This is a genomic window from Nostoc sp. DSM 114160 (genome assembly GCF_053470305.1).
This window is the reverse complement of sequence record NZ_JBPFGO010000002.1, coordinates 1,748,656-1,772,840: the sequence shown is the minus strand read 5'-3', so window position 1 is coordinate 1,772,840 and position 24,185 is coordinate 1,748,656. Positions and strand designations below refer to the sequence as shown.

At 41.9% G+C, this 24,185-nt stretch carries 24 protein-coding genes and 2 pseudogenes; 10 read left to right on the top strand and 16 right to left on the bottom strand.

Annotated elements, in window-relative coordinates:
• Positions 1 to 96: 96 nt before the first annotated feature.
• From nifT to NSTCB13_RS24860, 14 genes and pseudogenes are all read right to left on the bottom strand, one after another.
• On the bottom strand, positions 97 to 300 hold the full coding sequence (gene nifT, locus NSTCB13_RS24925; protein WP_448274137.1) for a putative nitrogen fixation protein NifT: 204 nt from the start codon (positions 298 to 300) through the stop codon (positions 97 to 99).
• Complete coding sequence (locus tag NSTCB13_RS24920) at positions 275 to 562, bottom strand: nitrogen fixation protein NifZ (RefSeq protein WP_069070441.1); 288 nt, start codon at positions 560 to 562, stop codon at positions 275 to 277. The genes nifT and NSTCB13_RS24920 overlap by 26 nt, the downstream gene beginning before the upstream one ends.
• Positions 549 to 1,682, bottom strand: coding sequence for a homocitrate synthase (gene nifV / locus NSTCB13_RS24915; protein ID WP_448274136.1), 1,134 nt, complete (start codon positions 1,680 to 1,682; stop codon positions 549 to 551). Before nifV ends, NSTCB13_RS24920 begins: the two co-directional genes overlap by 14 nt.
• 371 nt (positions 1,683 to 2,053) lie before the next feature.
• Positions 2,054 to 2,251, bottom strand: coding sequence for a DUF2949 domain-containing protein (locus NSTCB13_RS24910; protein WP_094349915.1), 198 nt, complete (start codon positions 2,249 to 2,251; stop codon positions 2,054 to 2,056).
• A gap of 302 nt (positions 2,252 to 2,553) precedes the next feature.
• Positions 2,554 to 2,799, bottom strand: a complete 246-nt coding sequence (locus NSTCB13_RS24905) for an Asr1405/Asl0597 family protein (RefSeq protein ID WP_448274135.1) — start codon at positions 2,797 to 2,799, stop codon at positions 2,554 to 2,556.
• 125 nt (positions 2,800 to 2,924) lie between these two features.
• Positions 2,925 to 3,665 (bottom strand): serine O-acetyltransferase, encoded by a 741-nt coding sequence (gene cysE, locus NSTCB13_RS24900; RefSeq protein WP_448274134.1) that lies wholly within the window; start codon positions 3,663 to 3,665, stop codon positions 2,925 to 2,927.
• A gap of 903 nt (positions 3,666 to 4,568) precedes the next feature.
• Positions 4,569 to 5,045 carry a hypothetical protein gene (locus NSTCB13_RS24895; protein WP_448274133.1) on the bottom strand — a complete coding sequence of 159 codons (477 nt, stop codon included), beginning with the start codon at positions 5,043 to 5,045 and terminating at the stop codon, positions 4,569 to 4,571.
• A 143-nt stretch (positions 5,046 to 5,188) separates the two neighbouring features.
• Positions 5,189 to 5,569: pseudogene (locus tag NSTCB13_RS24890) on the bottom strand (HNH endonuclease).
• 9 nt (positions 5,570 to 5,578) lie between these two features.
• Positions 5,579 to 5,833 carry a hypothetical protein gene (locus NSTCB13_RS24885; RefSeq protein WP_448274132.1) on the bottom strand — a complete coding sequence of 85 codons (255 nt, stop codon included), beginning with the start codon at positions 5,831 to 5,833 and terminating at the stop codon, positions 5,579 to 5,581.
• 25 nt (positions 5,834 to 5,858) lie between these two features.
• Entirely contained in the window at positions 5,859 to 6,083 is a 225-nt protein-coding gene (locus tag NSTCB13_RS24880; RefSeq protein ID WP_448274131.1) for a type II toxin-antitoxin system HicB family antitoxin, read from the bottom strand.
• Positions 6,084 to 6,085: 2 nt separating this feature from the next.
• Positions 6,086 to 6,346, bottom strand: coding sequence for a type II toxin-antitoxin system RelE family toxin (locus NSTCB13_RS24875; RefSeq protein WP_448274130.1), 261 nt, complete (start codon positions 6,344 to 6,346; stop codon positions 6,086 to 6,088).
• Positions 6,339 to 6,569, bottom strand: coding sequence for a hypothetical protein (locus NSTCB13_RS24870; RefSeq protein WP_448274129.1), 231 nt, complete (start codon positions 6,567 to 6,569; stop codon positions 6,339 to 6,341). Before NSTCB13_RS24870 ends, NSTCB13_RS24875 begins: the two co-directional genes overlap by 8 nt.
• Before the next feature lie 15 nt (positions 6,570 to 6,584).
• A complete protein-coding gene (locus NSTCB13_RS24865) occupies positions 6,585 to 10,196 on the bottom strand; it encodes a HEAT repeat domain-containing protein (RefSeq protein WP_448274128.1) in 3,612 nt (1,203 codons plus the stop codon).
• A 339-nt stretch (positions 10,197 to 10,535) separates the two neighbouring features.
• The gene (locus tag NSTCB13_RS24860) at positions 10,536 to 10,709 is read right to left on the bottom strand and encodes a hypothetical protein (protein WP_448274127.1); all 174 of its coding nucleotides are present in this window, start codon (positions 10,707 to 10,709) and stop codon (positions 10,536 to 10,538) included.
• Positions 10,710 to 10,865: 156 nt separating this feature from the next.
• Here NSTCB13_RS24860 and NSTCB13_RS24855 point away from each other — a divergent pair, with 156 nt between their 5' ends.
• The gene (locus tag NSTCB13_RS24855) at positions 10,866 to 12,473 is read left to right on the top strand and encodes a PQQ-dependent sugar dehydrogenase (RefSeq protein WP_448274126.1); all 1,608 of its coding nucleotides are present in this window, start codon (positions 10,866 to 10,868) and stop codon (positions 12,471 to 12,473) included.
• Between the two features lie 271 nt (positions 12,474 to 12,744).
• Here the strand turns inward: NSTCB13_RS24855 and NSTCB13_RS24850 are convergent, their stop codons facing one another.
• Positions 12,745 to 13,710: an NAD(P)-dependent alcohol dehydrogenase gene (locus NSTCB13_RS24850; protein ID WP_448274125.1), complete on the bottom strand. Its 966-nt coding sequence runs from the start codon at positions 13,708 to 13,710 to the stop codon at positions 12,745 to 12,747.
• Positions 13,711 to 13,824: 114 nt separating this feature from the next.
• Between NSTCB13_RS24850 and NSTCB13_RS24845 the strand changes: the two are divergent.
• From NSTCB13_RS24845 to nifD, 9 genes and pseudogenes are all read left to right on the top strand, one after another.
• Positions 13,825 to 14,247: pseudogene (locus tag NSTCB13_RS24845) on the top strand (element excision factor XisH family protein).
• A complete protein-coding gene (locus NSTCB13_RS24840; protein ID WP_448274124.1) occupies positions 14,229 to 14,570 on the top strand; it encodes an element excision factor XisI family protein in 342 nt (113 codons plus the stop codon). Before NSTCB13_RS24845 ends, NSTCB13_RS24840 begins: the two are co-directional and overlap by 19 nt.
• 1,036 nt (positions 14,571 to 15,606) lie before the next feature.
• Positions 15,607 to 17,052: a nitrogenase cofactor biosynthesis protein NifB gene (gene nifB / locus NSTCB13_RS24835; RefSeq protein ID WP_322698465.1), complete on the top strand. Its 1,446-nt coding sequence runs from the start codon at positions 15,607 to 15,609 to the stop codon at positions 17,050 to 17,052.
• A gap of 103 nt (positions 17,053 to 17,155) precedes the next feature.
• Positions 17,156 to 17,509, top strand: a complete 354-nt coding sequence (locus tag NSTCB13_RS24830; protein ID WP_448274123.1) for a 4Fe-4S binding protein — start codon at positions 17,156 to 17,158, stop codon at positions 17,507 to 17,509.
• Between the two features lie 26 nt (positions 17,510 to 17,535).
• Positions 17,536 to 18,744, top strand: a complete 1,209-nt coding sequence (nifS, locus tag NSTCB13_RS24825; protein WP_448274122.1) for a cysteine desulfurase NifS — start codon at positions 17,536 to 17,538, stop codon at positions 18,742 to 18,744.
• 103 nt (positions 18,745 to 18,847) lie between these two features.
• The gene (nifU, locus tag NSTCB13_RS24820; protein ID WP_445630324.1) at positions 18,848 to 19,747 is read left to right on the top strand and encodes a Fe-S cluster assembly protein NifU; all 900 of its coding nucleotides are present in this window, start codon (positions 18,848 to 18,850) and stop codon (positions 19,745 to 19,747) included.
• 224 nt (positions 19,748 to 19,971) lie between these two features.
• A complete protein-coding gene (locus NSTCB13_RS24815; RefSeq protein ID WP_322709718.1) occupies positions 19,972 to 20,328 on the top strand; it encodes a globin domain-containing protein in 357 nt (118 codons plus the stop codon).
• 338 nt (positions 20,329 to 20,666) lie between these two features.
• The gene (gene nifH / locus NSTCB13_RS24810; RefSeq protein WP_445630325.1) at positions 20,667 to 21,560 is read left to right on the top strand and encodes a nitrogenase iron protein; all 894 of its coding nucleotides are present in this window, start codon (positions 20,667 to 20,669) and stop codon (positions 21,558 to 21,560) included.
• 148 nt (positions 21,561 to 21,708) lie between these two features.
• Positions 21,709 to 23,151: a nitrogenase molybdenum-iron protein alpha chain gene (gene nifD / locus NSTCB13_RS24805; RefSeq protein ID WP_448274121.1), complete on the top strand. Its 1,443-nt coding sequence runs from the start codon at positions 21,709 to 21,711 to the stop codon at positions 23,149 to 23,151.
• 314 nt (positions 23,152 to 23,465) lie between these two features.
• Here the strand turns inward: nifD and NSTCB13_RS24800 are convergent, their stop codons facing one another.
• Positions 23,466 to 23,870 carry a hypothetical protein gene (locus NSTCB13_RS24800; protein ID WP_448274120.1) on the bottom strand — a complete coding sequence of 135 codons (405 nt, stop codon included), beginning with the start codon at positions 23,868 to 23,870 and terminating at the stop codon, positions 23,466 to 23,468.
• Positions 23,871 to 24,185: the final 315 nt, after the last annotated feature.

Below are 24,185 nucleotides of genomic sequence, written 5' to 3'. Positions count from 1 at the left end.
GAGGAGTTAGAAGTGAGGAGTGAGGAGTTAGGAGTTAATAATTCATAACTCTTAACTCATAACTCTTAACTTATAACTCTTAACTCCTAACTATTTTTAAGCTAGGCGTTTAGCTTCTACTGTTTGAGGTAAATTTGCTGTGTCTGGCAATTCACGAAATTCTAATTCCCAACCATTTGCTAGGGTGAGAATCTTGCCATCGTTTCCATCGATTTGTTTGACGACTTCTTCTTCCAGGTCTTTTTTAGCAACGTAAACTACTAAAGTGCCGGCATCATTCATCCGTAGCATTACTTTCATGAGACTCCTCAACCGATTCTAGTTCTTTTTTCTTACAGCCGACGACAAACCCTGTTTCTAAGAAATGCACAGCATATATATAGGAAGTCTGCAAATATGTGCCTATACTCGCTATGTAACCGATATCTCCTTTGTTGACTAAAACTTGGCCGACTTCCTTACCAGGAAAGGTACCATCGTTTTTTAGCAGTTTACGAACTCTGACTTTTTCACCAATTTCAAAAGCAGGTGGCAAGTTTAGTTCTAATTCATCGCGTTGCATGAGAGTACCTCTGTTCTCTGACCAAATTCAATAATTCTTCTGTCGTCAAACTGCGTTTTTTCTGTACCGATTGATGGCGCACTGCGTCTAAAACAGATTGGGTTTCTTGGGAATTCAAGAAAATTCCATGCTGTTCTAGTAAGTTAGCAACTAAATGCCGTCCAGAATGTTTTCCTACTACTAAACGCCGTTCCCAACCCACTTCTTCGGGTGCAAATGGTTCGTAGGTGATGGGGTTTTGCAATACTCCGTGAGCATGGATGCCAGATTCGTGAGCAAAAGTGTTTTCGCCAACGATCGCTTTCCAAGGTGGTACGCTAGCTCCTGATGCGGCTGCAACTAGTTGAGACAGTTCCAGCAAACTGGGTGTGTCAATGCCCAAATTAACGCCGTAGATGCGTTTAATCGCCATGACGACTTCTTCTAATGCTGCATTTCCCGCCCGTTCACCTAATCCGTTGACTGTGGTATTCACTGATGATGCTCCGGCTTTGATACCAGCAAGGGCATTGGCAGTTGCCAGACCAAAATCATTATGCGTGTGGATTTCTAGGGGAATCGTCAACGCTGAAACCAGCCTTTGGACTTTGGTGTAGGTGGTGAAGGGGTCGAGAACTCCCACGGTGTCGCAGAAGCGGAAGCGGGATGCACCCCAGTCTTGAGCATAAAGTGCTACATCTAAGAGGAAGTTTTCATCAGCTCTAGAAGAATCTTCTCCGCCGACTGCGACCCAAAGACCTTGGTCAAGGGCGAAGTGGATTGAGTCTTTGAGTTTTTGCAAACTTACTCGCCACTGACCATGAAATTTAGTGGCAATTTGGATACCAGAGACGGGAATAGCAATATGCACCCGATTCAAACCACAAGCGATGGAAGCTTTGATATCTGAAATGACAGCACGGTTCCAGCCTAAGAGTTTTGCTTGTAAACCTAAGTTAGAAATTGCGGCGATCGCCCGCGTTTCTTCGTCGCCCATTGCCGGTATCCCTACTTCTAATTCCGGTATACCAATGGCATCGAGAAACTTAGCGATCGCTACTTTTTCTTGTAGAGTAAAGGCAACACCTGCTGCTTGTTCGCCATCACGTAATGTAGTGTCATTAATTATGATTTGATTCATTGCAAATATCCCTCTCTTGGAAGTATTCTTAATATCCTTTCCCTCTACAATCCCTCGTGATGGTAAATGCTAAAAATATCACAATTCATAATGTAGGATACATGATCCTTAATTATTGCCCCATTATTAGCATTACATCTGTATGGCAGGGAACTAAAACAATGTATAAATTACTAATCGTTTTTACCGATGTCAGTTGAAATGTCATCGAGTAGCAATGAACTAATATAACTATTAGCAAATCCAGAACAAAGTAATACGCAGAAGCCAGCAATTAAGGATGTAATCATCTTCGTAACCTCATCTTTTCTAGTGCATTTTGGTGTAATTTAGGCAGGTAATGGTACTCAACACTAAGAGGTGCAAATTCGCTAACTTTGGTCTGCTAGCCAATCAAAAATTTTTCCTAGCTGCTCCAAGTCAACGAAACCATACTGCCACAGAAGCATCGGTAGCGGGCCATTTTCTAATTCACGGTGTCGCAGAGCTACAGCAATATCGGCATTTGAAAGTTCAAGTTCATTGTGCAAAAAATTGAGGAGTTTTATATCTCTGTTCCGAGTCGCCATAATTGAACTTTCAATTTCTTAATTTGGGAAAAGGTTAAAAATTAGAAAATCCAATTTATATTTGGGAATTTCGCCTTTTTAATTGTTGCTATATGTCAGGGAAGTTTCAGATTTAGTAGACCCAACAAAATCTCAACCCCATCTAATCCATCTCAGTCTGCAATAAATTCTGCTAGCGGACAGTAGCTTCAAACTCTAAACCTATTTGAGCTTTGTGCATCTATGAACAAAAAGGATGAAGTTCAGTGCTTGCGTCATGAATTCAAGATTAATCGTGCCTAAATTAGGTCTTTTTGAAATAATCATGACTCATCACTGTAATACCAGCAACGCTCTAGCCATTCTAATAATTCGTGACGAGAAGCAAGAAGTTGCATAACTGTACTACGAATTAGAATTACTTCCAGCAAATTGTTCACTTGCACTCGCAAAGAACCATCGGGGGGACAAGAGCAATTAATTTTTAACTCTTGCAAACGGTGATAGATTCGCCAGCGATCGCTCAAAGGAATCTGCAAAACTTGATCGCCTAAAGTGTCATTTGTCATTTGTCAGTTGTCCTTTGTCATTTGTAAGTCGTCCTTTCTCATTTGTCTGTTGTCATTTGCAAATGACCAATACTTCTCTGCGAGACGCTACGCGAACGACTACGCTCAGTACAAGTGACCAATGGCTAATGACTCTTAACGCCTAAAGTTTGCAGTTGTTTTTCGAGTTGTTCGATGCGCGAGAGCAAAGAACGAATCACGGTTGCTTCCACATCGGGTAGCTTTCCATGTTCTAAAGGAGAAAGGCTAGCGCTTTCGTTGCGAGAAATAATTCGACCGGGAACGCCTACAACAGTGCGATCGCTGGGGACATTCTGCAAGACAACGGAACCTGCGCCAATACGGACGCGATCGCCAATTTGCAGATTACCCAAAACTTTCGCACCCGCCCCAATCACTGCATTTTTGCCGACTGTGGGATGACGCTTACCAGTTTCTTTACCAGTTCCGCCAAGGGTGACGCCCTGATAAATCAGTGTATAGTCGCCGACGATTGCAGTTTCGCCAATGACTACTCCCATTCCGTGGTCGATAAACACGCCTTGACCAATCTCTGCACCTGGGTGAATTTCAATTCCTGTCAAAAATCGCCCCAAATGAGAAATTAAACGGGGGATGAAACCCACTCCTCGACAATATAACCAGTGAGCAAGACGATGCAAACATAGCGCGTGTAATCCAGGGTAGCAAAACACCACTTCTAGCCAATTACGTGCTGCGGGATCGCGCTCAAAAATAATGCGAAAATCACTCAATAATGGCTCAAAAAAAACGCCAGAGAGTAAATTTTTCAGCATGGATGTACGGGCAGAATCCTGCGTTTTGGTACTTGGGGGATCGCTAATACTGTCTAAAGACTGTTGCATCGGTAATGTCTATCTGGTAAGAGAGTCATCTGCTATTTTTATGCTTATATCAGGTGACATCCGACTCGATAGAAAACCCAATGCTGATTGGATTTATTGGATTGATTGAGGTTGTACTCAAACACCGAAACCCCGACTCCAAATAAACTTAAAATTTATCTTGGGGTAGGGGCACTAGTATTTAATGATGGGGGTACTAGTATTTTTGGGGCAGGGGTTAAGAATTTATGTTCGCGCTACAAGAAACTTTACCCGTAAGCATTTGCTAAGATTTTATCAAGATATTTTGCAATATATTAAGCTGTACTCAGATGCACTCAAATATGAATTTGGTAAAGTTATAAATCTATTTTTTGTATATCCTATTACTATTAGTATCTTATTATTTGGATAGGCGAAAGACAGCTTTCTTTATTTTGTTTTAGGATTTGCTGTCTGTATGTATGTATACGTTTCAAAATATAGTTATCGCTCATCACGACTGTTTTCTTATTATATAGATGTGTGGGAATAGCGATCGCCAAAATTTTTATAAATCTCGTTTCCAGATTTAAATCTCGTTCCAGGTAGAACCTAGAAATGTACTTCATTGCGACTCTGCCGCGAATTCGGGAGGTAGAGGCTGCAAATAGGCATTCCCAGCCACAGACTGGGAACGAGGTATCTGAAGATTTGTTAATGGAGTTCAAAGGCTCATTAATGGAGTTCAGAGGCTCATTAATGGAGTTCAGAGGCTCATTAATGGAGTTCAGAGGCTCATTAATGGAGTTCAGAGGTGCATTAATGGAGTTCAGAGGCTCATTAATGGAGTTCAGAGGTGCATTAATGGAGTTCAAAGGCTCATTAATGGAGTTCAAAGGCTCATTAATGGAGTTCAGAGGTGCATTAATGGAGTTCAAAGACTCAAGAACCAGATGCAGCTTTAGTAGGTCTACCTTTGATAGCTTTAAAGCGTTCGCCTAACTGTTCAGCGACAGTCTTTAAGCCTGGAGTCTTTTTTGATGCAGTCTTGACATAATCATAAACAGTCAAACTGCTAGTCATAGCTTCACTACCGACAGCCATTAGGGTATCATCTACCTGTTCGCTGAGTTGCTGGATTGAGATTAAAAGTTCGGTCAGCGCTGCGGCTAATTGATAATCCCGAACAAGTTCTTCAACATCAAAAGTGGCTGGAAGGATTTCGCGGTTCGACTGAGCAGCAGTGATACTATTGTTTACAAAGGCTAGGCTTTTGTCGCCCATTTTTACTACCTTACGGCGTTCTTCAGGGCTGAGAGTAACTAAAAAGGGTAGCTTTTGTTGGACTTTCTGTAGCGCGGCTTTAATTTCTTGGATATCTTGTGCAGAAAGGGAGGCTGTAATATTTTGATAGGCCATCGTATATTTACCTTGGAAGTTCTAGGAGTTAAGTAGCAAGTGTAGCTAAGTATAGAATTCCCATTGGTGGATGCGATCGCACATCATAACCTATTTATTTATCTGTTTTAGCGCCGATACTGACCAGATGCAATCAAAGCTTGTCATTCTATAATCCTTTCATCGCCGTTAAAATCTAGGATGCGTGCGGTAACTTCACCGATATCTGTTTGATGCTGAATTACAGCCTCATCTAGCCGAAAATGATCGCCCCAAAAGTCTCTGCGTGGGTTAAAAAACTGTACAAGTTCGCCAGTTTGCCAATTAATTGATCCTAAATCCGTCCCTTTTTGCAGGTTACAGAAAATACAGGCATAGCAGAGATTATCTTCTGTTGTAGCGCCGCCGTGTTTGACGCTGATTATATGGTCAACTTAACAACCTGACGATCTATCTTCTTCAGAGACGAGACAGTACTCGCAAATATGCTCGGCGCGATCGCTAACTAAACGCCGCAATTCTGCATTAATATATGGACGAGACACTTTGAATACTTACTCTGCGCTGATGTACTGACGAGCTTTTGCTTTTGCTAGTAGCATAATATGCTCTAGCGTGAGGAAATGATCTAACTCTCGCTGGTCACTTCCTGTAAGACCTTCAGTTTTTGCGCGGTAAACGAGATCCTCTAAACGGTCTTTGGCTGCATCTGAAAGTTTGAAATCGATAACGCTTTGGGGAGTGGTTCCAGCAGCAATAAACTCTATAATTTCATCGTAGACTTTGGTGGTATTTACAGATGTGTTCATAAGCTACCTTTTTAATTCCTAAATTTTATGCAACTTCCAAAGACTTTCCTAGCGTTTTAGGTTCTGGTAAAAGTTCACCATTAGCCAAAGATGATTCAATCAGCATTTCTAAAACTTCTTGAGCATTTTTAAGAGCTTCTTCATAAGTCTCTCCGTGAGTGCAAGGCTGCATTATATCCGTAAACTCAGGTAGCGAAACCACATAACATTGATCTTCTTCTGACCATTGAATCACAATTGTATATTTCATATTTATTCATAAACTTCTCGCCGATGAGCAATAGTAGTTACCATAACTTGATTTGTTGCATCATCAACTTGATAAATTACTCGATAGTTACCAATGCGATAGCGATAATAAGCTGCAAAGTCACCTTTGAGAGGTTTAACATTAGGATGAAACCGAGGATTTTGTTCTAGTTGCTCAAAGCATCTAGCAACCTTTTTGGCTAAAGCTTGGTCTGCTGTAGCATAAATATCCTCGGCTTTAGCGGATAACACAACGTTATACATCAGACCGAATTGTTCTCCAGCTTTTTACCCGACCTTCAGCAATATCTTTTTTACCTTCTTCAAATGATTCAATAAATCCAGGGATATCAAGTAACTCTTTGGTAGCATCTTCACTCTCCTTATCTGCTAGATATGCTAAAAAATCAGCAACCAGTTGTAAGCGTTCTGAAGATAATCCATCTAGATATTGGTTAATTTGCTGACGAACTTCTGTGTTGTTCATATTTTCACTGCTCTTTTACTTCTCTAATTGTGCCAACTTTTTCTGAGCATACTCCCGCACTTTCTTATCTGGGTCATTCTCTGCTCGGTCACGCAACAGTGGTAAAGTCTGGGGATGTTGAGAATATTGCTTGATAATTATCTCTAGTGCAATCCGCCGAGGGTTAGTGTCCCTGCTTTGCTTACGTTCAAAAGGGTCACAGAAAGCGCAGTTGTAATAAGTGTCAAATAACTCAGGTTGATACCTGAAGTGCTTGGCTAATATTTGGATGGCTATACATCGCACATCCGAATCATCATGTGTGGTTTGTTTTTTAAGGATTGTGTAGGTATTGGGGTCATCTGGAAAATTGCTAGCTAATGTTTCAATGGCTGCAAGTCGTACATTCCCAGATATATCATAAGTGGTGTAGTCTTGCAGGATTGTATCAGTATTGGTGTCATCAGAAAAATTGCTGGCTAATGCTTGAATAGCTGCAAGCCTAACATCCTCATTTTTATCATCAGTGGCGCAGTGTTGAAGAATTGTACAAGTATTAGGATCATATTTGAAACTTCTAGCTAATGTTTGGATGGCTGCAATTCGTATATTCTTAGATTTATCAACAGTGGTGCGATCTTGGAGGATTGTGCAAGTATTGGGATTATATTTGAAATTCCTAGCTAATGCTTGAATGGCCGCAAGTCGCACATCCTCATTCTTATCAGCAGTAGCGCGGTCTTGGAGGATTGTGCAAATATTGAGGTCATATTTGAAATTCCTAGCTAATGCTTGAATAGCTGCGAGTCGCACATCCTCACTTTTATCATCGGTGGCACAGTCTTGCAGGATTGTGCAGGTATTAGGGTCATCTGGAAAATTGCTAGCTAATGTTTCAATAGCTGTACGTCGTACATCCGAATTATAGTCACCAATGGCACGGTCTTGGAGAATGGTATGGGTGTCCGGGTCATTTGGGAAATTTCTAGTTAATGCTTGGATGGCTGCAATTCGCACATTTGCAAATTTATCAGCACAAACGTGAGCTTTAAGGATTGTACAGGTATTGGCATCATCTGGAAAATTTCTAGCTAATGCTCGTATGGCTGCACATCGCACATCGGAATTATCAGCAGTGGTGCAATCTAGAAAAAAGGTTTGAGTATCGGGATCATTTGGGAAATTTCTAGCCAATGCCACAATGGCTGCACGTTGTACATTTTCAGATTTATCAGTAGTAGCGCGGTCTTGGAAGATGGGGCGGGTATCTGGGTCATCTTTAAAATTCTTGGCCAATGCTTGGATGGCTGAACGTCGAACATTTCCAGATTTCTCAACAGTAGCAAGGTCTTTAAGCCAGTGTAATGTATCAGGATTATCTTTCCAAATTGAGCCGACTGTTGCAACTGCTTGAGTATGAATTTCCTGAATTAGCTTAGTTTCTTCTTCATCTTGATAGGGCACGTAATAGTACCAGAGGTCATATTTAGTTAAATCTTTTAGCTTGTTAAGTAATTTAGTAGCAGTTGACGCGATCGCCGAGCGATTTCTCACCTCTACAAGACACTTAGCCGCTAAAAAGAGATTAACAAACTTTTCCTCTTCGCCATCTTGCACCATTAAATACTCAAGAATTTCACCAACAAATTTTGGCTCAATCATTCCCGCAATTAGCAGCAATACCTCATGCCAACTTTCATCTCGCCAGTGTTTGCCAAAAACTTCATTCTTAAGTTCCTCAAGAGTCAGCGTTTGCGTTTCTTTAAACTGCCAGACAAACTCCCAAGCACAGAAATATTCTAAAAATGTCCGATGCACAAAAGCATAATAATCCGCACCCAGGAAACATAACATAAAGTTGCGAGTCCGCAGTTGATTAATCATCACCCGCGCAACATCTCTGGGTTTATCAAATTCTATGGTTTTGAGATAATCAGTCAGAACTTTGACTAAATCATTTTCATTAATCAAATTACCTGCCAAACCTTTCTCACTAGTTTGCATCAGATAAGCAAGCTGACGCAGCATCGCTTGCTTATCTTTATAATCAATAGTCTTGGGGTCTAATCTCTTATCTTCAATCAAAACGCGCTCCACATCCCATTGATGTAGCAGTACCCGCGATGCTTGATTATAAAGCTCCGCTCTATCTCTTGGTAGCTCTTGGTTACGATTCAGAATTGCCATCATCGTCAACAGCAGAGGATTTCCCGCCAATTCTGCAATAGATTTGGAAGCTGCAATTCCTCTTTTTAGCCGTTCCCGTTTTCTCACCTTATCTACTGCATCGGTAAAAGTTAACTCATGCCAACGGTTGATAAAATCCTGAATTTGTTCTGAGTCTAAATCTTGTAAGATAAAGTGGCGAAACTCAGCATTAAGCAATCGTTGCGGTTTATAGCCAATAATCCGAGAAGTGACAATTACCTGCACATCAGGATAGTCATTAGTAAAGCGATGAATATCAGTAATGACATCCTCTCGCTTACCAGGGTCAAAGACCTCATCCAAACCATCAAACATCACTAAGGCATTACCAGCTTTTAATTGTTTATCTAGTTCAAGCTGATTGAGATGATGAACAGCACCACTACATTGATGAAAAAATTCTAGAAAATTATTGCACTCTTTATCTTCCCGTCGCCGCATATAAGTGCGTAATTCAATTAGCAAGGGAATTGGTAAAGATATAACATTATCCAGTGGTGACTCAGCCCAATTCAAAGCCAGAAATTGCAACAATGTAGACTTCCCGGAACCAGGATCGCCCAAAATCACAATATATTTATAATCTTGCTTTTTATTGACAACATCTAAAACTGAACGGATCGGCTGTTCAAAATAAACTCTTTTGTGGCGTTCTAATTCTTCTAATTCAACTGCTTCTACTTGGTCGCTTTCTCGCAGCCGTCTAAGATGTTCTTTAGGCAGTTCGTGAACTTGTGCTAAAACTTGATGAGTTTCCCGGACATTTTGAGCAGTAAAAATCCGCCATAATTTCAGTTCGTTATAGGCATAGCCGCTAGTATCTAAACTATCTAACTTGAGATTGCCATAGCGTTCGCGGATTCCTTCTTGATATTTAACTAAATTAAAATCTACAATAATACCAGCAATTTCTTTGGTATTTATTTCAATATCAGATAACTTTTGTAATTCTAGGATATGGTGTAATTCTTTTAAATCTAAAAGAAGTTCTTGGACTTGTGTAAAATACTGTTCTGTAAGTGATTGCCAGTTAAACTTAGATGGCAGAGGTTTTAATTGCAGCCTGTTCCAACTATCTTCTAGAGTTTTAGCGTCTAGAGATTCACAATTAATATCAAAAGCCTTACCAAGAGTTTCTGTAACCGACTTATCACTGATAAATTTTTGGATGTCTGTGGTGTACTCTTTAATCTCAGTTTCAGCAAGTTTGCAACGAACCTTTAACTGCTGCTGCATTAGTTGCAAAAATTCCTTTAAGGCTTTACCAGCAGCAATTGCTATGTCTTCGTTCTTAAGCTTCTGGAAAATCTTGCCAGGAATGCCTTTTAATAAATCTTTAGCCCAATCTTTAGCAGCATCTTTGGCTAAGTCTTCCAGAATGGGTTTAAAAATCAACCCGGTGGCCTGAGTTACACCCCACATAGCTAACCAGTCCAGCATAATACTCGCTTCTGTTGAGATTTTGATTACGAGTATATCCACTAGCTGGAGTCATGTTTCCAGATTTTAGGGTTATTGCAGAAACATCACAGGTATCTGAAGAACCTCTCTCTAAATCTCTCTCCTAAAAGGAGAGAGACTTTGAATTTTTTTCTTTCACGCTTCGGGAAAGGGTTAGGGGGGTAGGTTTCGCGTTAGTTTTTCGCAGATTAATCAAGATTATCTGGATTTATGCCGAGCGATCGCAATTTCCCCCATAGCACGCTCACCTCACGTCACTCTCGCTACAACCATGAGCCGCCGCTAGTTATACCAAGAGATACGTGCAATCAATTACCACTATTTGAGAAAAACCAAGTCCTCAGCGTTGGGTTTGTCAAACACAAACTTGGCTTTTTGACCGAGAAGTAAGGCTGTTAAGACGCTCTGCATAATGGTTTCGAGGCTAAGTAGCTTGAGAAATATTTTAGTTGACAAGAGCGATCGCTCTGCCTTTTTTATCGATTCACCCATTTTTTGATGAGTTAGAAAAAATAGCAGTAGATAAAGATATTTTAAGTATTTAAAAAAAATAATAGTCCTGAGTTAACTTTGTTCAAATTCTTGGTTGAATCGGCTAGCCAAGAATTATGTGTAATATATCGCTACCAAGCTAGAGGGAAGTTCAAAATGGTTGCATCTACTCTAAAACCAACACAGATACTTGGACGCATACTATCCGCATCACTAATTAGTTTGATGTCCTTAGAGGTTCTTAGCAACGCAGCGATCGGTCAACCCCCCCCTGCGTCTGTTGAAACCAAGCTGAAAGTGCCTAGTACAATGACCTCTTGGCCCTTTAATACTACCCGTTACTTGAAAGTGCCGCCCAATTTCTCTATCTCTGTTTATGCTCGCATTAACAAAGCTCGCTTTATGGCAGTTGCTCCCAATGGGGATCTTCTAGTATCACAGCCCAGTTCCGGTAAAGTGTTAATTGTCCGCCCAAATGGCAGCAAAGACCCGATTATTTCTGACTTTGTAACGGGTCTACGCAAACCACACGACATTGTGTTTCATAAGATTGATAACACCACATACGTTTATATCTCTGAGAGTCATCAAATTAACCGCTTCATCTACAACTCTGGAGACTTAATCGCAAAAAATCGTCAAATCGTTGTAGTTGCCTTACCAGACAGCAGCACACGGGAACTCAAAGGCGCTTATGGTCACGAACTGAAAAATATCGCACTTGATGCCAACCATAAACTTTACGTGTCGATCGCCTCTACATGCAATGCCTGTAAGGAAGATACCGTCAGTACTCCAAAGCGTGGTGCAATTTACCAGTACAACGCTAATGGAACCAATCAGCGGCTTTTTGCTCAAGGTTTACGTAATGCCGAAGGGTTAGCATTCTTACCTGGTACAAACGATCTTTGGGTAGTCGTTAATAATCGAGATAACATCGCCTATCCCTTCAACGATAGCAGTGGCAATTACGGTAAGATTATCCCCTCTTATGTAGACAACCACCCACCAGAAGAGTTTACGAAAGTTCGAGATGGCGGTAACTACGGTTGGCCATTCTGCAATCCCAATCCTGACACCTCAAATGGCCTTGACAATATGCCATTTGACCGCGACTATCAGTTCAATGCTAATGGAAGTGTTAATTGCAATGCAATGGACAGGATTAGCAAAGGTATCCAAGCCCATTCAGCTCCCTTGGGACTAACATTCTTACAAAATACCAACTTTCCCAGCCTATACTCAAATGGGGTAGTAACAGGGTTGCATGGTTCATGGAATCGGCAGAAGAAAACGGGCTACAGAATAGCTTACTTTCCCTGGAACAGTACAACAAAAACCCCAGGACAAGAGATAGATTTAGTCACCGGTTGGGTAGTTCCGACAACGCAAGAAACCTGGGGGCGACCCGTGGATATGGTAGTAGACCAGCAAGGTAATTTGTTAATTTCGGATGACTACAGCGGCGCTATCTATAAGCTTTCATACACACCGTCACAACAAGTTAAGGTCTACAGAGACCCTAACTTTGGCGGAATTTCCCAATCTTTTCCTACAACTCCAGGAGTATACCAAGCCAACCAAGGTGACTTAAATATTGTTGGTAATGACACTATTAGTTCATTCAGTATACCACCAGGTACACGGGTACGTGTGTGCCAACATGTAAATGGTAACGGTTTATGCCGTGAATATACTGCTGGTGATTATAAATCCCTTGGAAATGACCTTGATAATATCATCTCGTTTATAGAGGTCAAGTAGCACGACTCACCGAATTGTTGATTTTAAATTTTGGATTGAATACTTTAAAAGTTTTCTACTGAACGCTTACGCCGTACCCCTCCGGGGAAGCAAGCTACGCGTAGCGTTCTGCAAGAAAGTCCAAAATTTCAAAAGGTCTGATATCAAGTCCGGTTAATCACTTATGATTACCGGATCTGTGCAAAAATCGGAAACGCCTCTTTCCTCCTGCTCTCTGCGGTCTAAATTATAAGTCCTTAGCCAGACATGAGATAAGACGATGTTTGAAAAGTCAACTAGAAACTGCGATGTCTACGACGGGCTGCGCGATCGCAATTTTCCCCACTGCACGACCTGTTTCGCTGTAAGCATGAGCCGCTGCTAGTTCTTGTAAGGGATATGTGCGATCGATTACCACACGAATTTTACCCCCTTCAATCAATTCTTTCAGATAAATCAAATCTTGAGTGTTGGGTTTTTGCAAAATAAATTTCGCTTTTTGGCCGGGAAGCAACGCTGTTAAGACGCTCTCTAAGAAGACTTCGGGGCTGGGTAGTGTGGTGATATAAATTCCATTGGGTTTGAGGACTCTTTTGGTTTGAGAGAGCGATCGCTTACCCACTGCATCAAAGATAATGTCATACTGCGCTATATCTTCAGTGAAATCCTGCTGCGTATAATCAATCACGCGGTCTGCTCCCAGAGATTTCACCAAATCCAAATTTTTGCTACTGCTAACTCCTGTCACCACTGCCCCTAAAGCTTTAGCAATTTGGACTGCAAAAGTGCCCACACCGCCCGCAGCCCCATTAATCAATACAGTTTGTCCTGTTTGAATATTTCCCTCATTTCGTAGCGCTTGCAGAGCGGTGAGCGCTGCTAACGGCACAGCCGCAGCTTCTTCATAAGATAAGTTCGTTGGTTTAAGCGCCACCAAGTTTTCTGGAACAGCTGCAAATTCGGCATAACTTCCTCCAGGGAAGCTAGTACAGCCATAAATAGCATCTCCTGGTTTAAAACGGGTGATACCAGAACCAACGGCTACGACATCTCCCGCCACATCGAACCCCAGAATCTTCGGAAATTTGCTGCCAGTAATTAAACTCAACATTCCCTGACGAATTTTCCAATCAATGGGATTAACGCTACTAGCACGAACTTTCACAAGTAATTGTGTTGGCTCAATTTTCGGTTGCTCCACCTCTTCATACTGCAACACCTCAGTCGCGCCATACCGACGGATAACGACTGCTTTCATCACATTCCTCCTGCTACCATATTTTGCTGAATGAACTCAGACAGCCTGTTTTTCCTGATAAATCTAGTGTAGCGATTTCCTAAAATAGAAATATCAGTCTAAAACTACACCTGTATGCCAGCTAGAGAGCTTGATCGCAACAATGTTAAAAATGCTTTGATTAAAGATAAATGGACAATTACTCACGATCCACTGACTCTAAAGTTTGGTAAAAAAGATTTGTATGTTGATTTAGGTGCTAGACAACTGTTGGCGGCGCAAAAAGCAGAATAAAAAATTGCAGTTGAGATTAAAAGTTTTACTGGCAGATCGGATGTTGATGATTTAGAAAAAGCATTGGGTCAGTATATTTTATATCAGGATATCTTGATGGAATTGGAGCCGGAACGAATACTATATATTGCAGTACCTAATAGTATTTTTGATGATTTATTTGAAGAACCTATCGGCAAACTGTTACTGAGAAATCATCGTTTAAAGCTGATTACATTCGATCCAAAACAGGAGGTCATTAAACAATGGATTACACCAAGTTAGACAACTATCGCCAGGTAATTGAAACTATTCTCAGTGAATATGCTTCACTACCCTATTCTTATGCCAATATTCAATCGGAAGTGGTGTTCGATCGAAGCCGCAATCGCTATTTGTGGATGGATTTAGGTTGGGATGGCGATCGCCGGATTCATGGTTGTCTGGTTCATATTGACCTGATTGATGGCAAAATCTGGATTCAACGAGATGGCACGGAAGAAGGCATTGCCGCCGATTTAGAACGGGCTGGAATTCCTAAAGAACATATTGTTCTGGGGTTTCGTCCACCGGAGTTAAGACCCTACACAGGCTATGCAGTTGCCTAAGGTGCAATCGTTCTTTCTGATGCAGGAAGGGGGTGAGATTTTTTGTTAAGGTTTGTAGTGAGCAATTCAGAAAATTCATTGCGATCGCTCAATCATGTTAGATTATAGTTTGTTGTTTCTCTTAAACACAAAACCTGAGAGTTTCCTGCCCATCTCTTCATTGTGGGAATGAAAAAAAAGAACTGAAAAGTTAAGTTTTTTGAAAACTATGTGCAGCAATACATCTATTCCCACTAGCTTATATGGCTTACCAGACAAGGCTTAAAGGCATAATTGAACATCATTTTCAAAGAAAACTTAAAAGAATATGAAGTGCATTTTTACCCTCAAAAAAATGATATGTTAGATACAGAATTCAATTTAGCGCGTTTATGGAGTAGAACAATATAGATTACTTCAGTTTTTCCCCCTCAAACCCTTAATATTTATTGCTTTTGATGCAAATTGAGGGCAATGTGAGTACACATTTAAATAACTAAAACCCTGTTGCAAATAGATTAAGTTCTTTGCTGGGATTGGGTTGTGGCTGAGTACAAAGAAATCCTGAACCCCTATCTATAAACACTAGAACCCCAACCAAAAAATACCAGAACCCCTACCTGAAAAAATTTTTTTTAATTCTTGTAATGCTTGAAGAATTAGGGTTTTTAGTATTTGAGTACAAAAGTAATAAATCCAATAAATTCTATCCTAGAGAGATGCAACATCTGGCTGGGAGACGGCTGCTATAAATCTTATATCGCCAATCACCTAACGCTCTAAAACAAAGCGAAGAGTGAGTGGAGGGATGACATAGCACCATGCCAGAAGTGAATAGAAGTCGCGCCTTGGGGCACAAATTCTACCCAAGAAGCGAAGGTTGACACACACCAGCAGAACATCAGATATCTATCGCCTGCTTTACTTGAAAACAAGTTACCCGAACCCAAGGGTTTGCAGGTAGTGTGGAAGACGCGACTTCAATTCTGGGCATGAAAGAGTAGCAACAGCATCTCCCACAGTGGCAGCCAAGTCCACCGACCTTTTGCGAAACTCAATGACATCACCGTCTACACGACTCCTCAACTCCAACGCTACGGAATCGCCAACCCAAGCAAAATCAGGTGGTTGCGGCTGCGACAGCACCAGCAGCACCACCGTGGAAAGGGACGAAAAGCTCCAAGAACGCATTGCGAAACATCCCTGCTACAGCGAAGACGCTCATCATCACTACGCCCGGATGCACGTTGCAGTTGCTCCCGCTTGCAACATTCAATGCAACTATTGCAACCGCAAATATGATTGCGCTAACGAAAGCCGTCCTGGAGTAGTTAGCGAATTGCTAACACCAGAAGAAGCCGCACACAAAGCTTTGGTCATTGGTGGCAAGATTCCCCAAATGACAGTTGTGGGAATTGCTGGCCCTGGCGACCCATTGGCGAACCCAGAAAAAACTTTCCGCACATTTGAGTTGATTGCAGAGCAAGCACCAGACATCAAGCTGTGCTTATCAACCAATGGTTTAATGCTGCCAGACTACATCGATCGCATTAAACAATTAAATATAGATCACGTTACGATCACCATTAACGCGGTAGATCCAGAGATCGGTGCTAAGATTTATCCTTGGGTTCACTACAGACGCAAGCGTTACAGAGGTCTTGAAGGCGCAAAAATCCTCCACGAAAGACAGATGGAAGGATTGCAAGCCTTAAAAGACGCTGACATCTTGTGCAAAGTCAATTCCGTGATGATTCCTGGAATTAATGACCAACACTTAGTCGAAGTGAATCGAGTCATCCGTGAAAAAGGTGCATTCTTGCACAACATCATGCCATTGATTTCTGCACCAGAACATGGCACACACTTCGGTTTAACCGGTCAACGCGGCCCCACACCCAAAGAACTCAAAGAAGTTCAAGACAACTGCTCCGGTAACATGAAAATGATGCGTCACTGTCGCCAGTGTCGTGCCGATGCAGTCGGATTATTGGGAGAAGACCGCAGCCAAGAGTTTTCTAAAGAGAAATTCTTGGAAATGGCTCCCGAATATGACATGGAACAACGCGCTACTGTTCACGAAGGAATTGAGAAGTTTAAAGAAGAACTTAAAGTAGCCAAAGATAAGGCGCTAGCCAGTAAGAAAATTGCCAATAGTCCGAAAGTTTTAGTTGCAGTAGCAACCAAAGGCGGCGGATTAGTTAACCAACACTTCGGTCATGCGAAAGAATTCCAAATCTACGAAGTGGGTGGAAACGAAGTTCGCTTTATCGGTCATCGCAAAATTGACCAATACTGCCAAGGTGGATACGGCGAAGAAGCTTCTTTTGAGCATATTATGAAAGCGATCGCAGATTGCAAAGCAGTTCTAGTCTCTAAGATTGGTAACTGTCCTCAAGAAAAATTGCAAGAAGCTGGAATCAAGACTGTTGAAGCTTACGACGTAATTGAAAAGGTTGCTTTGGAGTTTTACGAGCAATACGTTAAGGAATTAGGTAATTAGGAAATAGGTTACAGGTTACAGAGGACAGATTATTGCCTATCATCTGTCACCTGTAACCTCTACCCTAACTCTAATGCCCCGTTCCCCAAAAGGAGAATAAATCATGGCTTACAAAATTCTTACTAGCCAGTGTATTTCCTGCAATCTCTGTCTATCTGTATGTCCCACAAATGCAGTTAAAGTGGTTGACGGACAGCACTGGATTGACCCTGAACTTTGTACAAACTGTATTGGTAGCATTCATACCGTGCCTCAGTGTAAAGCTGGTTGTCCCACCTGTGACGGTTGCGTTAAGCAGCCTAGCGATTATTGGGAAGGCTGGTTTGCTAATTACAACCGCGTAGTCGCTAAATTAACAAATAAACAAGATTACTGGGAACGTTGGTTTAACTGTTATTCCCAGAAATACTCAGAACAGTTGCAAAAGCGCCAACCCCAAACAATTCGTAATTCGTAATTCGTAATTCATAATTGAAGACAACAATGCAAAATAACTGCATCTATCTCGATAATAATGCCACCACTAAGGTAGACCCAGAAGTTATAGAGGTAATGCTACCTTACCTTACAGATTATTACGGCAATCCCTCCAGTATGCATACCTTTGGTGGGCAAGTCGGTAAAGCAGTGAGAACAGCAAGAGAACAACTTGCAGCCATCCTGGGAGCCGATGAATCTGAAATTGTCTACACAAGTTGTGGAACTGAGGGAGATAACGCGGCGATTCGAGCCGCACTGTTGGCGCAACCAGAAAAGCGACATATTGTCACCACCCAAGTTGAACATCCAGCAGTACTCAATGTTTGCAAACAATTAGAAACCCAAGGTTACACTGTTACCTATTTATCAGTAAATCATCAAGGGCAGCTGGATCTAGATGAACTAGAAGCTTCCTTGACGGGTAACACCGCCTTGGTGACAATTATGTATGCTAATAACGAAACCGGCACGGTTTTCCCGATTGAGCAAATTGGGTTGCGCGTCAAAGAATATGGCGCTATCTTCCATGTAGATGCGGTGCAAGCAGTGGGAAAAATCCCCTTGAATATGAAGACTAGCACGGTGGATATGTTAACCCTGTCTGGTCACAAGCTGCACGGCCCGAAAGGAATTGGTGCTTTATATATCCGGCGTGGAGTTCGGTTCCGTCCCTTCATGATTGGGGGACACCAAGAACGCGGACGTAGGGCGGGAACAGAGAATGTTCCAGGAATTATTGCCTTGGGCAAAGCTGCGGAACTAGAACTGTTACACTTAGAAGAAGCGACAGCCAGAGAAAGAAAGCTGCGCGATCGCCTGGAACAAACTTTACTAGCTAAAATTCCCGATTGTGTAGTCAATGGTGACGTTACGCAGAGATTGCCAAACACAACCAATATCGGCTTCAAGTACATCGAAGGTGAAGCAATTCTATTGTTATTGAACAAATACGGTATCTGTGCATCATCCGGTTCTGCTTGCACCTCCGGTTCTCTAGAACCCTCCCACGTTCTGCGGGCAATGGGCTTACCCTACACAACTTTGCACGGTTCAATTCGCTTCAGTCTTTGTCGCTACACAACAGTTGCCGAAATCGATCGAGTCATAGAGGTAATGCCCAGTATTGTAGAACGTTTACGCGCTCTCTCACCATTCAAAAATGATGATGCAGGTTGGTTGCAAGGACAAGAACAAGCACTAGCGCATCGTTAGGAACTAGCGAATAGGGAATAGGGCATAGCGCATTAAGAATGGAACCTATGCCCCATGCCCAATCCCCAATCTAAAATCCAAAATCTAAAATCTAAAATTCGTTATGTGGGACTACACCGATAAAGTATTAGAACTGTTTTACGATCCCAAAAATCAGGGAGAAATTGAAGAAACGAGCGAACCTGGAATTAAGGTTGCAACGGGAGAAATCGGTAGCATTGCTTGCGGTGATGCTCTGAGATTGCACCTGAAAGTGGAAGTAGAATCTGATAAGATTCTAGATGCTCGTTTTCAAACCTTTGGTTGTACTAGTGCGATCGCATCTTCTAGTGCATTAACCGAAATGGTCAAAGGTTTAACTTTAGATGAAGCTCTGAAAGTGTCCAATAAAGACATTGCAGATTACCTGGGTGGTTTGCCAGAAGCAAAGATGCATTGCTCTGTGATGGGACAAGAAGCGCTAGAAGCTGCTATCTATAATTATCGTGGCATACCTCTAGCTTCCCACGATGATGACGATGAAGGTGCATTAGTTTGCAGTTGCTTTGGCATCAGCGAGTCCAAAATTCGCCGCGTGATTCTAGAAAATCATCTCACGGATGCCGAACAAGTAACAAATTATGTAAAAGCTGGTGGCGGATGCGGTTCCTGTCTGGCGAACATTGATGATATTATTAGATCAGTTCAACAGGAATACGCCTCACCTGCTCTCAACAATTACGGCGTACAAGTTGCCACAGAAATTGTTACGTCCAAAGAACGATCGCTAACAAACGTGCAAAAGATTGCTCTAATTCAAAAGGTTCTTGATGAAGAAGTCAGACCCGTACTCATCGCTGACGGGGGAGATGTAGAACTCTATGATGTTGAAGGCGATCGCGTTAAAGTTGTACTGCAAGGTGCTTGCGGTTCCTGTTCAAGTAGTACAGCAACCCTAAAAATTGCGATCGAAGCCAGATTACAAGATCGTGTCAGCAAGAGCCTTGTAGTCGAAGCAGTTTAGGAATTGCTGTAGGACTTAACGTAATCTACAAATACGCTCTAATATGCATTCAGCCAGGAACAGAAAGTAGGATTTGAACCATATAATTGTCTCCACATCAATGCTTCAATCCTACCGAGAACCGATAGCTAGATTAGCTATCACGGCTAACAGCATATAGGCTTCATACATTAAGCGCCTACTTGCTTTCTTTCATCATCCAACTCGCTTCAAAGGAACAGGATATGAGCACATTGTACGACAAACTTGGTGGACAATCAGCTATTGAACAAATAGTAGATGAACTCCACAAACGCATTGCCACAGACAGCCTCCTCAATCCCATTTTTGCTGGTACAGATATGGCGAAGCAACGTAATCATCTAGTTGCTTTCTTATCTCAAATATTTGAAGGGCCAAAGCAGTACGCCGGTCGTCCAATGGACAAAACCCACGCAGGATTGAATTTACAGCAACAACACTTCGATGAGATTGCAAAACTCCTGGGTGAATCAATGGCTGTGCGTGGAGAGTCGCCAGAAGATACCAAAGCTGCACTAGAGCGCATCTCAAATTTCAAGGGCGCTATTTTGAACAAGTAATAGGACCATGCATTGATTGTTGACAAATAACAACATCAAGTCCTATTGAATCTTGCAAGCTGAAACACATTATGACGTATTTGTAAATTGCGTAATTTTCTTTGTTCTTTGTCATTTTTTGACAAAGGACAAAGGACAAAAAGAAAAGAAATTTAACCACGAAATATATGTACCTACTCTCAATCATTTTAGCTGTGGAGCGATCGCCCCCAGCAGGCATTTATGCCAACGCTACCAACGATGCTCTACACGCGCTCACTACTGTCGCTCAACTGGCGTGAACGCAACTGACAAACGCACAGACCCACTAACCAACCAATTGCAGGGAAATACGAACCATGACAGACGAAAATATAAGACAGATAGCTTTCTACGGAAAGGGCGGTATCGGTAAATCTACCACTTCCCAAAACACCTTAGCAGCTATGGCAGAAATGGGTCAACGCATCCTCATCGTCGGTTGCGACCCGAAAGCTGACTCTACCCGTTTGATGCTGCACAGCAAGGCTCAAACAACCGTTCTTCACCTCGCCGCAGAACGTGGTGCAGTAGAAGATATCGAAATCGAAGAAGTAATGCTCACCGGTTTCCGGGGTGTACGTTGCGTAGAATCTGGTGGTCCAGAACCTGGTGTAGGTTGCGCCGGTCGTGGTATTATCACCGCCATCAACTTCTTAGAAGAAAACGGTGCTTACCAAGACCTAGACTTCGTATCTTACGACGTATTAGGTGACGTTGTATGCGGTGGTTTCGCTATGCCTATCCGCGAAGGTAAGGCACAAGAAATCTACATCGTTACATCTGGTGAAATGATGGCGATGTACGCTGCTAACAACATCGCTCGTGGTGTTCTTAAGTATGCTCACACAGGTGGCGTGCGTTTGGGTGGTTTGATTTGTAACAGCCGTAACACAGACCGAGAAATCGAATTGATCGAAACCTTGGCAAGCCGGTTGAACACCCAAATGATTCACTACGTACCTCGTGACAACATTGTTCAACACGCAGAATTGCGCCGGATGACTGTTAACGAGTACGCACCTGAAAGCAACCAAGCTAACGAATATCGGATTTTGGCTCAGAAAATTATCGACAACAAGAATCTGGCTATTCCTACACCCATCGAAATGGAAGAACTAGAAGAATTGTTGATTGAATTCGGTATTCTCGAAAGCGACGAAAATGCTGCCAAGTTGGTTGGTAAGACTGCTGCTGAAGCTCCCGTAGTCTAAGTCGCTGCTAATAAATAACGCTTTAGCACAAGGAAAAAGGAAGAGTTTTATATCTTACCTTTTCCTCTCTCTAGCATCTCCCCCCTAACCTTAGAGGGGACTCCTAGTCCCCCTATGCCCCGATCCTTACGAGTCACAGAGGCTAAATATGACACCTCCAGAAAATCAAAACATCATCGAAGAAAGAAAAGAACTAATTAAAGAAGTTCTCAGTGCTTACCCAGAAAAAGCTGCTAAAAAGCGCGAAAAGCACTTAGGCGTATACGAAGAAGGTAAGTCCGATTGCGGCGTTAAGTCTAACATCAAATCCCTTCCTGGGGTAATGACCGCTCGTGGTTGTGCTTACGCCGGTTCTAAAGGCGTGGTTTGGGGCCCTATTAAGGACATGATCCACATCAGCCACGGGCCTGTAGGTTGCGGTTACTGGTCTTGGTCTGGTCGTCGTAACTACTACATCGGTACCACAGGTGTTGATACCTTTGGTACCATGCACTTCACCTCTGACTTCCAAGAAAGAGATATCGTTTTCGGCGGTGACAAGAAACTTGTCAAGCTGATCGAAGAACTAGATGTACTTTTCCCCCTCAACCGTGGTGTTTCCATTCAATCTGAATGTCCCATCGGTCTAATTGGGGATGACATCGAAGCTGTTGCTCGCAAGACATCGAAAACAATTGGTAAGCCAGTTGTACCTGTGCGTTGCGAAGGCTTCCGGGGTGTTTCTCAATCTTTGGGACACCACATTGCGAACGACATGGTTCGTGACTGGGTATTCACCAGAGCAGACCAAGCGAAAAAAGACGGTACACTTCAATTTGAAGGTACTCCTTATGATGTAGCCATCATTGGTGACTACAACATCGGTGGAGATGCTTGGGCTAGCCGCATCCTGTTAGAAGAAATCGGCTTGCGCGTAGTCGCTCAGTGGTCAGGTGATGGCACCATCAACGAAATGTTGATGACCCCCAATGTGAAGATGAACCTCATCCACTGTTATCGGTCGATGAACTACATCAGCCGTCACATGGAGGAAGCTTATGGTATACCCTGGTTGGAATACAATTTCTTCGGCCCCACCAAGATTGCTGAATCTTTACGGGAAATCGCTTCCAAATTTGACGAAACAATCCAAGCAAACGCTGAGAAGGTAATTGCCAAGTATCAGCCCACAATGGATGCGGTAGTTGCTAAGTACCGCCCCCGCTTGGAAGGTAAGACCGTTGCCATCATGGTTGGTGGTCTACGTCCTCGCCACGTTGTCCCAGCTTTCCAAGACTTGGGCATGAAGATGATTGGTACAGGTTATGAGTTCGCTCATAACGATGACTACAAACGTACCACTCACTATATCGAAAACGGCACCATCGTTTATGACGACGTTACCGCTTACGAATTCGAGGAATTTATCAAAGCGCTGAAGCCTGATTTGGTAGCTTCTGGTGTGAAAGAGAAGTACGTCTTCCAAAAGATGGGTCTACCTTTCCGTCAAATGCACTCTTGGGATTACTCCGAACCTAGCGATCGCTCTTACAATTTATATAATGCAAGGTTTTTTCGCCGCAAGAGAAAAAAGAGTTTATTTCTAGCCTAAATGCCTGTTGCAGGGTTATATAAGAACAATCTGTTTTGATGCCTTAGATACTATAACTCTTATGGAGTCTAGTTTTTGGATTTTGCTTGCATTTTGCTCCAAGAAAAACTGTAAAATAAAAAACTATTTTTAATGACGATTTTTTAGATTAAATGGTGCGATCGCTTTGAAGGGTAAATGCGATAACCTCGCTTTGCAGGAGCAATAGCACTAACTACCTAACTTGTGGCAAGTAACTTCTTGCATTATTAGAAGTAATTACCTGTCTGGTGTAGTATGTATTATGAAGTGAAAAACAGATTCAAGGTCAAAATTTAGTAACGTGGATCGTAATCATCTCTCCAATCCCCACACAGATATAGACCGCCATACTCTAATGAGTCGCCATAATTCGTTACTGAAGACATCTCATTAGAAAATATAAAACCAAGCTTCTCTCGCCATTCTTCAAGCACTGTATATTCCATTTTTCCATCAAAATACAACACCTTAGCTGCTTCAAGAAAAGAATCTATAAGTTGCTTATTAGTTGCTAACGATATTTCTTCTGGGCAGTTCAATAAGTGAAGTATAGTGTCTGGAACTTGTATCAGTTTGTTAAACTGTGCCTGGTTTAGTCTAAACACTTGATTGTTTGTTTTTAATTCATATTCATTATTTAAAATAGTAATTAATTCTCCTATCATCCCTGTGTTTGGAGATGCAAAAAAGTTACTCAACTTTAATAGAGTTCATAAGATTTGCTTGACCACTGAGAGTTATGAAGATACTAGAGCTAAAAAAAGTGGCATTTTTATAAAAGCTGCATCAAATATGAAATATAGTTTTTTTTGAAGTTTTATCACTTTTTGGTATTTCAGTATCGTTTAGCAAATGTATCATTATGAAGATAATACCCAAAATTGCCGCTTTTTAATCACCTAATTATACTGAATATTACTAGATAGATAACAGTATTAGCAACTAAGTTAAATTAAGGGTTTTGGGCTTTTTGATGATACCAGTGATTTTTTTATATTACTAATATCTTGCTA

What these genes read in the sequence shown, in the direction of transcription:
- NSTCB13_RS24875 (WP_448274130.1), bottom strand. Translation starts at nt 6,346, where the DNA reads ATGTATAACGTTGTGTTATCCGCTAAAGCCGAGGATATTTATGCTACA.
- NSTCB13_RS24905 (WP_448274135.1), bottom strand. Translation starts at nt 2,799, where the DNA reads ATGACAAATGACACTTTAGGCGATCAAGTTTTGCAGATTCCTTTGAGC.
- NSTCB13_RS24830 (WP_448274123.1), top strand. Translation starts at nt 17,156, where the DNA reads ATGGCTTACAAAATTCTTACTAGCCAGTGTATTTCCTGCAATCTCTGT.
- NSTCB13_RS24920 (WP_069070441.1), bottom strand. Translation starts at nt 562, where the DNA reads ATGCAACGCGATGAATTAGAACTAAACTTGCCACCTGCTTTTGAAATT.
- NSTCB13_RS24860 (WP_448274127.1), bottom strand. Translation starts at nt 10,709, where the DNA reads ATGGGTGAATCGATAAAAAAGGCAGAGCGATCGCTCTTGTCAACTAAA.
- NSTCB13_RS24855 (WP_448274126.1), top strand. Translation starts at nt 10,866, where the DNA reads ATGGTTGCATCTACTCTAAAACCAACACAGATACTTGGACGCATACTA.
- NSTCB13_RS24910 (WP_094349915.1), bottom strand. Translation starts at nt 2,251, where the DNA reads ATGGCGACTCGGAACAGAGATATAAAACTCCTCAATTTTTTGCACAAT.
- cysE (WP_448274134.1), bottom strand. Translation starts at nt 3,665, where the DNA reads ATGCAACAGTCTTTAGACAGTATTAGCGATCCCCCAAGTACCAAAACG.
- nifV (WP_448274136.1), bottom strand. Translation starts at nt 1,682, where the DNA reads ATGAATCAAATCATAATTAATGACACTACATTACGTGATGGCGAACAA.
- NSTCB13_RS24840 (WP_448274124.1), top strand. Translation starts at nt 14,229, where the DNA reads ATGGATTACACCAAGTTAGACAACTATCGCCAGGTAATTGAAACTATT.
- nifT (WP_448274137.1), bottom strand. Translation starts at nt 300, where the DNA reads ATGAAAGTAATGCTACGGATGAATGATGCCGGCACTTTAGTAGTTTAC.
- nifH (WP_445630325.1), top strand. Translation starts at nt 20,667, where the DNA reads ATGACAGACGAAAATATAAGACAGATAGCTTTCTACGGAAAGGGCGGT.
- NSTCB13_RS24880 (WP_448274131.1), bottom strand. Translation starts at nt 6,083, where the DNA reads ATGAAATATACAATTGTGATTCAATGGTCAGAAGAAGATCAATGTTAT.
- nifB (WP_322698465.1), top strand. Translation starts at nt 15,607, where the DNA reads ATGACATCACCGTCTACACGACTCCTCAACTCCAACGCTACGGAATCG.
- NSTCB13_RS24815 (WP_322709718.1), top strand. Translation starts at nt 19,972, where the DNA reads ATGAGCACATTGTACGACAAACTTGGTGGACAATCAGCTATTGAACAA.
- NSTCB13_RS24870 (WP_448274129.1), bottom strand. Translation starts at nt 6,569, where the DNA reads ATGAACAACACAGAAGTTCGTCAGCAAATTAACCAATATCTAGATGGA.
- nifS (WP_448274122.1), top strand. Translation starts at nt 17,536, where the DNA reads ATGCAAAATAACTGCATCTATCTCGATAATAATGCCACCACTAAGGTA.
- NSTCB13_RS24865 (WP_448274128.1), bottom strand. Translation starts at nt 10,196, where the DNA reads ATGCTGGACTGGTTAGCTATGTGGGGTGTAACTCAGGCCACCGGGTTG.
- NSTCB13_RS24850 (WP_448274125.1), bottom strand. Translation starts at nt 13,710, where the DNA reads ATGAAAGCAGTCGTTATCCGTCGGTATGGCGCGACTGAGGTGTTGCAG.
- NSTCB13_RS24885 (WP_448274132.1), bottom strand. Translation starts at nt 5,833, where the DNA reads ATGAACACATCTGTAAATACCACCAAAGTCTACGATGAAATTATAGAG.
- NSTCB13_RS24895 (WP_448274133.1), bottom strand. Translation starts at nt 5,045, where the DNA reads ATGGCCTATCAAAATATTACAGCCTCCCTTTCTGCACAAGATATCCAA.
- nifD (WP_448274121.1), top strand. Translation starts at nt 21,709, where the DNA reads ATGACACCTCCAGAAAATCAAAACATCATCGAAGAAAGAAAAGAACTA.
- nifU (WP_445630324.1), top strand. Translation starts at nt 18,848, where the DNA reads ATGTGGGACTACACCGATAAAGTATTAGAACTGTTTTACGATCCCAAA.